This is a genomic window from Actinomycetota bacterium (assembly GCA_013152275.1).
Classification (GTDB): Bacteria; Actinomycetota; Acidimicrobiia; order Spongiisociales; family UBA4744; genus BMS3Bbin01.
The window spans coordinates 1-6155 of sequence record JAADGS010000021.1 but is presented as its reverse complement, the minus strand read 5'-3'; the positions used below and the strand labels follow the sequence as shown (position 1 = coordinate 6155).

The 6155-nt window shown below is 63.5% G+C and carries 7 protein-coding genes (1 of these 7 running past the window's edge); 4 read left to right on the top strand and 3 right to left on the bottom strand.

Annotated elements, in window-relative coordinates:
* Positions 1–71, bottom strand: the beginning of a protein-coding gene (locus GXP34_02115) for a hypothetical protein (GenBank protein ID NOY54760.1). 790 nt of this gene lie to the left of the window's left edge; only the first 71 of its 861 coding nucleotides appear in the window; the start codon lies at positions 69–71; its stop codon lies beyond the left edge, outside the window.
* A 60-nt stretch (positions 72–131) separates the two neighbouring features.
* Positions 132–1136, bottom strand: a complete 1005-nt coding sequence (gene gap / locus GXP34_02110; GenBank protein ID NOY54759.1) for a type I glyceraldehyde-3-phosphate dehydrogenase — start codon at positions 1134–1136, stop codon at positions 132–134.
* A gap of 109 nt (positions 1137–1245) precedes the next feature.
* Between gap and cofG the strand changes: the two genes are divergently transcribed.
* The 4 genes from cofG to GXP34_02090 are packed head-to-tail and all read left to right on the top strand — an operon-like array spanning position 1246 to position 5481.
* Positions 1246–2376 (top strand): 7,8-didemethyl-8-hydroxy-5-deazariboflavin synthase CofG, encoded by a 1131-nt coding sequence (cofG, locus tag GXP34_02105; GenBank protein ID NOY54758.1) that lies wholly within the window; start codon positions 1246–1248, stop codon positions 2374–2376.
* Positions 2373–4205 carry a 5-amino-6-(D-ribitylamino)uracil--L-tyrosine 4-hydroxyphenyl transferase CofH gene (cofH, locus tag GXP34_02100; GenBank protein NOY54757.1) on the top strand — a complete coding sequence of 611 codons (1833 nt, stop codon included), beginning with the start codon at positions 2373–2375 and terminating at the stop codon, positions 4203–4205. The genes cofG and cofH overlap by 4 nt, the downstream gene beginning before the upstream one ends.
* 56 nt (positions 4206–4261) lie before the next feature.
* Positions 4262–4711, top strand: coding sequence for a hypothetical protein (locus GXP34_02095; GenBank protein NOY54756.1), 450 nt, complete (start codon positions 4262–4264; stop codon positions 4709–4711).
* Positions 4708–5481, top strand: coding sequence for a DUF4097 domain-containing protein (locus GXP34_02090; GenBank protein NOY54755.1), 774 nt, complete (start codon positions 4708–4710; stop codon positions 5479–5481). Before GXP34_02095 ends, GXP34_02090 begins: the two co-directional genes overlap by 4 nt.
* Here the strand turns inward: GXP34_02090 and GXP34_02085 are convergent.
* Positions 5465–6155 (bottom strand): heavy metal-binding domain-containing protein (locus GXP34_02085; protein ID NOY54754.1); only part of this gene is annotated, 691 nt, incomplete at its 5' end. The genes GXP34_02090 and GXP34_02085 overlap by 17 nt on opposite strands.

The following is a 6155-nucleotide window of genomic DNA, read 5'->3' as shown; positions in this document are numbered from 1 at the left end:
GTGTTTCCGGGGGAGGAGACACAGGCCGATGCCATCAGCGAAATGGCCGCGAACACGATGAGTCTGCGCACACGGCAAGGGTAGCTGCGACATCGCGAAGCCCCGCTTCGCGATGTCGCAGCAGCGGTTGGTCAGAGTTGTGCTCCCATGCGTTCGAGCAGGTCGACGACGCGACTCGAGTAGCCCCATTCGTTGTCGTACCAGGAGATGACTTTGACGAACCGGCCGTCGATGACCTTTGTCAGGTCGGCATCGAAGATGCTCGAGTGTGGGTTTCCGACGATGTCGCTGGAGACGATCGGATCCTCGTTGTATTGGAGTATCCCGTGCATATCGCCCTCGGAGGCGGCGCGCATCGCCGCCTTCACCTCCTCCTCGGTGACGTCTCTGGCGAGCACCGCGACCAGGTCGACGAGTGAGCCGTCCGGTACGGGGACGCGCATGGCCATGCCGTCCAGCTTTCCGGCAAGTTCCGGGATCACGAGGCCGATGGCCTTGGCGGCACCCGTCGTCGTGGGAGTGATGTTGGCTGCAGCCGCCCTGGCGCGCCGGAGATCGCCGTGTGGCATGTCGAGCAACCGTTGATCGTTCGTGTAGGCGTGGATCGTGGTCATCAGCCCACGGCGGATGCCGAACGAGTCATTGAGCACCTTGGCGATCGGAGCGAGGCAGTTCGTCGTGCAGGAGGCGTTGGATACCAGCGTGTCGGAGGGATCGAGGGTGTCGTCGTTGACGCCGATCACGATTGTCGCGTCAACGGGCTCCTTTGCCGGTGCCGTGAGAACGATCCGCTTCGCTCCTGCTTTCAGGTGCAGATCCAGCTTGTCTCTGGTACGGAACACCCCCGTCGATTCGATGACGATGTCGACGCCGAGTTCCTTCCATGGGAGTCGTGCAGGGTCGCGCTCTTCGAGCATCTTGACGGTCTGACCGCCGGCTCGCATGAAGCCGCCGTCGAGTGAGATCTCACCGGGGAAATGACCCATGTTTGTGTCGTACTTGAGGAGATGGGCCAGGGTGGCGTCGTCGGTGAGGTCGTTGACGGCGACGATCTCGATCGGTGTGTCGGGTCGTTCGGCAACGATACGGAAAGCGGCCCTTCCGATGCGTCCGAAACCGTTGATGGCGACTTTCATGGGGGGTTCCTCCTCACAGCTCAGAAGCGGCATGATGGCCGCGGGCGGCCTTCATGCTACTCGTGCCAAGGGTGTGAGTTGACTGCTGCACGTGATAGCGTTGCTGGCCATGCGGCATCCTGCTCCCGATCCGAACCTGGCGCTGGACTACCTCACCGGACGCCGTTCCGTGGAGCCGCTCCGTCGTGAAGCGCGCAGGCTGCGCGACGCCGGCAAGGGTAGGACGATCACGTACAGTCGTAAGGTGTTCATTCCCGTGACGACCCTCTGCAGGGATCGCTGCACCTATTGCACGTTCGCCAAGCCCCCCGGTGCCGGTGGCGAGTACATGACGCCGGAAGAAGTCCTGGCGGTGGCGAAGGTCGGGGAGCGCCATGGGTGTACCGAGGCGCTGCTCACCCTGGGGGATCGTCCAGAGGAGAGATGGGGGGAAGCCCGATCGTTCCTGGATCGGCAGGGGTGTGCCTCCACGCTCGAGTACGTACAACGAGTGTCGGAGCAGATCTTGGCCGAGACATCGCTGTTTCCCCATGCGAATCCTGGAGTGATGGACGAGAGCGCCATCGAGGCGTTGCGCTCCAGCAACGTGTCGATGGGGCTGATGCTCGAGAACATCTCTTCGCGGTTGATGGGAACCGGCATGCCGCATTTCGGCAGTCCCGACAAGGATCCGGTCGTCAGAGTCGAGACCATCGAGGCGGCAGGCCGGGTCAAGGTGCCATTCACCACCGGCGTTCTGGTCGGAATCGGCGAGATGCCCGAAGAGATCATCGACAGTCTGTTCTTCCTTGCAGCCCTGCACGCCCGCCATCACAACGTTCAAGAGATCATCGTGCAGAACTTCCGTGCGAAGGCCGATACGCCGATGCGGTACAGTCCAGAACCGACGCCCGAGCTGGTATCGACGGTCGCGGCGCTCGCCAGATGGATTTTCGGAGCGGAGATGAACATCCAGGTCCCGCCCAATCTGACCGATCGATTCGAGGCCTATCTCGATGCCGGTGTCAACGATTGGGGTGGCGTTTCACCGGTAACGATCGATTGGGTCAACCCCGGGCAGCCGTGGCCTCATCTGGACGAACTGGAGAATCGGACCGAAGCGGCCGGTTTCCACTTGCGAGCGAGACTGCCGGTGTATCCCGAGTTCATCGATGCGCGGTGGATCGATCCGGCCCTGCTGGTGCGTGTCAGAGCGGTGATCGACGCCTCCGGGTTCGCGTTGGTGGATGCAGCCGCATGAGACCCGTTACGTTCTGCAGACTCTCGGATCCGGATGCGGTGACCACCGAGCTGTCGCGGGCTTCTGCCGAGGACATCCGGGTGGCGACCGATGCGGGGCTTCTCTCCGTGTCGGTGGGCCTCGGGGAGGGGGATCCGGCGGCATGGGTCCTCACTGCCGACGAGACGGCCCTCGTGCGGGGCGTCGCAGGATGGCGCATCACCGTCCTGCACGAAGGGCGAAGGACCGCGGTCCTGGATGCGCTGGTGCGCAGCGGAGCACGTTTCCTCAGGTCCGATCGGCCGATGGAGGCCGTAACGCTGACGTCGCTGCCCGGTGTCGAGGCCGACGTGTCGGTATCGGCTTCCGACGTGGACGAGGCACTCGCCTGTGTACAGGGCGGCGCAACCGACCTGCTGCTCGACGGCTGGGACGATCGGCACATCGGCCGGCTGCGTGACGCCCTCGAGGTGCCCCTCATCGAGCGCACGGCGCTTCCTCTGGGCATCGTCCTCGATGACGTCCGCTCAGCGTTCACAGGTCCGACGTGGACGACCTACCTTCGGCTCGTGGACGGAATGGGGGCCGTTCGCCCCCGTGACGGATGGGCTCCCGGAAAAGACATGCCGATCCCGGCCCCTCCCGGGCGCATCTCGGCGGAATGGGGCGATTCCGCATGGGTGACGGCCGTCGTGTCGGACCCGATCGGGGGGGCGACACCGGAGGTGCAACACATCCTGAGCCGTTCCCTGGCCGGCAGCCCGCCGACCCGCGACGAGATCGAAACGCTCTTCCGGGCGCGGGGGAAGGCGGTCGAGGCGATTGCCTGGACCGCCGATCATCTGAGGGCGGAGGCCGTTGGGAAGACGGTCACCTACATCGTCAACCGGAATATCAACTACACGAACGTGTGCACGTACAAGTGCCGGTTCTGCGCGTTCTCGAAAGGTCCGCGGAGTCTCGATCTGCGTGGCACGCCGTATCTGATGAGTGTCGAAGATGTCGTCCGGATGGCGTCGGAGGCCTCGGATCAGGGCGCCACCGAAGTGTGTCTCCAGGGAGGCATCCACCCGGGCTTCACCGGCGACTTCTATCTCGAACTGATCGGGGAGATCAAAGCCGTCTTGCCGGGGATGCACATCCATGGGTTCACGCCGCTCGAAGTCTGGCAGGGTGCCGAGACCTTGGGTATCTCGGTTCGTGACTACCTGAAGCGACTTCGTGATGCCGGACTCGGATCGTTGCCCGGCACTGCGGCCGAGATCCTCGACGATCGCGTGCGCGTCCATCTCTGTCCGGACAAGATCACGACGGCCGAGTGGGCAGACGTGATGATGACTGCTCACGAGCTTGGCCTTCGGTCCACCGCAACCGTCATGTTCGGGCACATCGATGATCCCGCGGCATGGGCCGATCACCTCGAGGTCTTGCGGATCATCCAGCGGCGGACCGGCGGGTTCACCGAGTTCGTGCCTCTGCCATTCGTACACATGGGGGCGCCGATCCACCTGCAGGGGAACTCGAGGATGGGACCGACGTGGGATGAGGTCGTTCTCATGCACGCCGTCGCTCGGATTGCCTTCGATGGCCTGATACCGAACATCCAGGCGTCATGGGTCAAGCTCGGACTGGATGGAGCACGTCGACTCCTGGCCGCCGGCTGTAACGACCTGGGCGGGACCCTCATGGGCGAGGCCATCACGAGATCGGCAGGCGCTTCTCACGGCCAGGAGATGACCGTGGCACAGTTCGAGGACCTGATTCGATCCGCGGACAGGGTGCCATCACGGCGATCGACACTCTACGAGAGATTGCCCGGACTTTCGGCGGCGGTCGGCCGTTCGGAATGAACTATCCCGACTGAATGATTGACAGCATGACGTCGATATGACACCATAATGATGTCATGCAGAGTTTCCTTGCCCTTTCCAAGCTCGAAGAAGCCATCATGCGCCAGGTCGGCCTCTCCGGTGACGATGCCGCCGTGGCGGCGGCGGCCGAGGCCATGCTCGAAGTGTTGGACGCGACCGTGCGCCAGATCGTCGTCGACCTCGCCCAGCAGGCGGCGAACGAGGTCTCGGCCCAGCTTCCCGACCACGAGGTCGAAGTCGTGATATCCGACGGCGAACCCGAACTCCGCGTGCGGGCTTTCGACCCGGGCGGCGAAGTCGCACCGGGGTCGTACGAGGCACGGCTCACGCTGCGTCTTCCCGACACCGTCAAGGAACTGATCGAGGATGCCGCTGCCGACACAGGAGATTCGGTGAACTCCTGGGTTGTAAAGACGCTGTCATCGAGAGTGCGCGTGCGCCATGGCGGCAAGGGCAGGCGGATCTCCGGGACGGTGGAGCTATGAGCGCTCGGCACGAGTCCTTCGACGTGGGAGAGCGGCCCAGAATCTCGATTCGACTTGGGTCGGGCAGTGTGCGTGTCATCTCCGGTGAGGCCGGGAGGATCGATGTGGATGTTCGGGGTCGATCGGCGGATTCGGTCATCATCGACCAGGCAGGCGAACTCGTGAGCGTCCGTCAGGAACAGGGTCGCTTTGTCCGGGGCTCGCTGGAAGTGACGTTCTCGGTTCCTTCCGGGGCTGGGGTCGTTGCATCGCTGGCCTCGGCCGATCTCGATGTCGGAGCGCCGCTCGAAGATCTGAACATCTCGGCGGCCTCCGGCGACCTGCGCGTGGGCACAGTACGGCGAGAAGTCCTCGTCAAGACGGCATCGGGAGACGTCGAAATCGCCACGATCGAGGGGAAGAGCAAACTCGACACGGCATCCGGAGACATCCGGATTCGGACCGTTCACGGAGATGCGACCATCAACACGGCGTCGGGTGATATCGACATCGACGAGGCTCGTGGGGATCTCGTGCTGCGGTCCATATCGGGAGATATCAGCGTCGCGCGGTACCTTGGATCCGACATCGTCGCGAGCACGGTATCCGGCGACACCACCGTTCGGATCCCGCCTGGGCGCAGCGTCGACGTTGATCTTCGCAGCCTGTCGGGACGCATCAAGCTGCCTTCATCGCCGGGACCCGGCCAGGTCGGGGGAGACAAGATCCGCGTTCGGATCCGATGTAAATCCGTTTCGGGAGACTTCGAGTTGGCTACGTCGGACTCTTGAGCGTGACGGCCGTTCCGATCGCGCCGACGAGGATGATTCCGCCGAGTTCCTGAATCTCGGTTCTGACTCCGACCACCGCGTGCGCTCCCCGGGAGAGTGCCTGATCGACCATCGACTGAATCGCACGGTTTCTGGTGGCGGGAAGATCGTGCTCCACGTCGGAGAGTGTTGCCTCACCCGCGACGATGCCGAGGAACGTGTCGATCTCCCAGGTGCCGACCTCCGGGGTCGTCGTGATGATGGGGCGCCATGTGGAGCGCCCGCCCTCTTTTTGGACCCATCCTTGAGCGGCATCCTGCCATCCGGCTCCCCACTTCACCGAGCCACTCTCGATCGTGGTTGTTCCTTCGTCCGAGCCGGAAGCGTCGAGCGTTGAGATCTCCTCGGGCATCACCGGTTCGAGGATCTCGGTGTCGGGTTCTTCGGGTTGGTCGGTGGGTTCGAGGATGTCGATGTCGGGTTCTTCGATGGCGGTGATGGCTTCTTCGACGACTTCGTGCAGGTCGGCGGGTTCGAGGATGTCGATGTCGGGTTCTTCGATGGCGGTGATGGCCTCTTCGACGACTTCGTGCAGGTCGGTGGGTTCGAGAATGTGGGCGTCGGGTTCTTCGATGGCGGTGACGGCTTCTTCGACGACTTCGTGCAGGTCGGCGGGTTCGAGGATGTCGATGTCG

What these genes read in the sequence shown, in the direction of transcription:
- cofG (NOY54758.1), top strand. Translation starts at nt 1,246, where the DNA reads ATGCGGCATCCTGCTCCCGATCCGAACCTGGCGCTGGACTACCTCACC.
- gap (NOY54759.1), bottom strand. Translation starts at nt 1,136, where the DNA reads ATGAAAGTCGCCATCAACGGTTTCGGACGCATCGGAAGGGCCGCTTTC.
- GXP34_02090 (NOY54755.1), top strand. Translation starts at nt 4,708, where the DNA reads ATGAGCGCTCGGCACGAGTCCTTCGACGTGGGAGAGCGGCCCAGAATC.
- cofH (NOY54757.1), top strand. Translation starts at nt 2,373, where the DNA reads ATGAGACCCGTTACGTTCTGCAGACTCTCGGATCCGGATGCGGTGACC.
- GXP34_02095 (NOY54756.1), top strand. Translation starts at nt 4,262, where the DNA reads ATGCAGAGTTTCCTTGCCCTTTCCAAGCTCGAAGAAGCCATCATGCGC.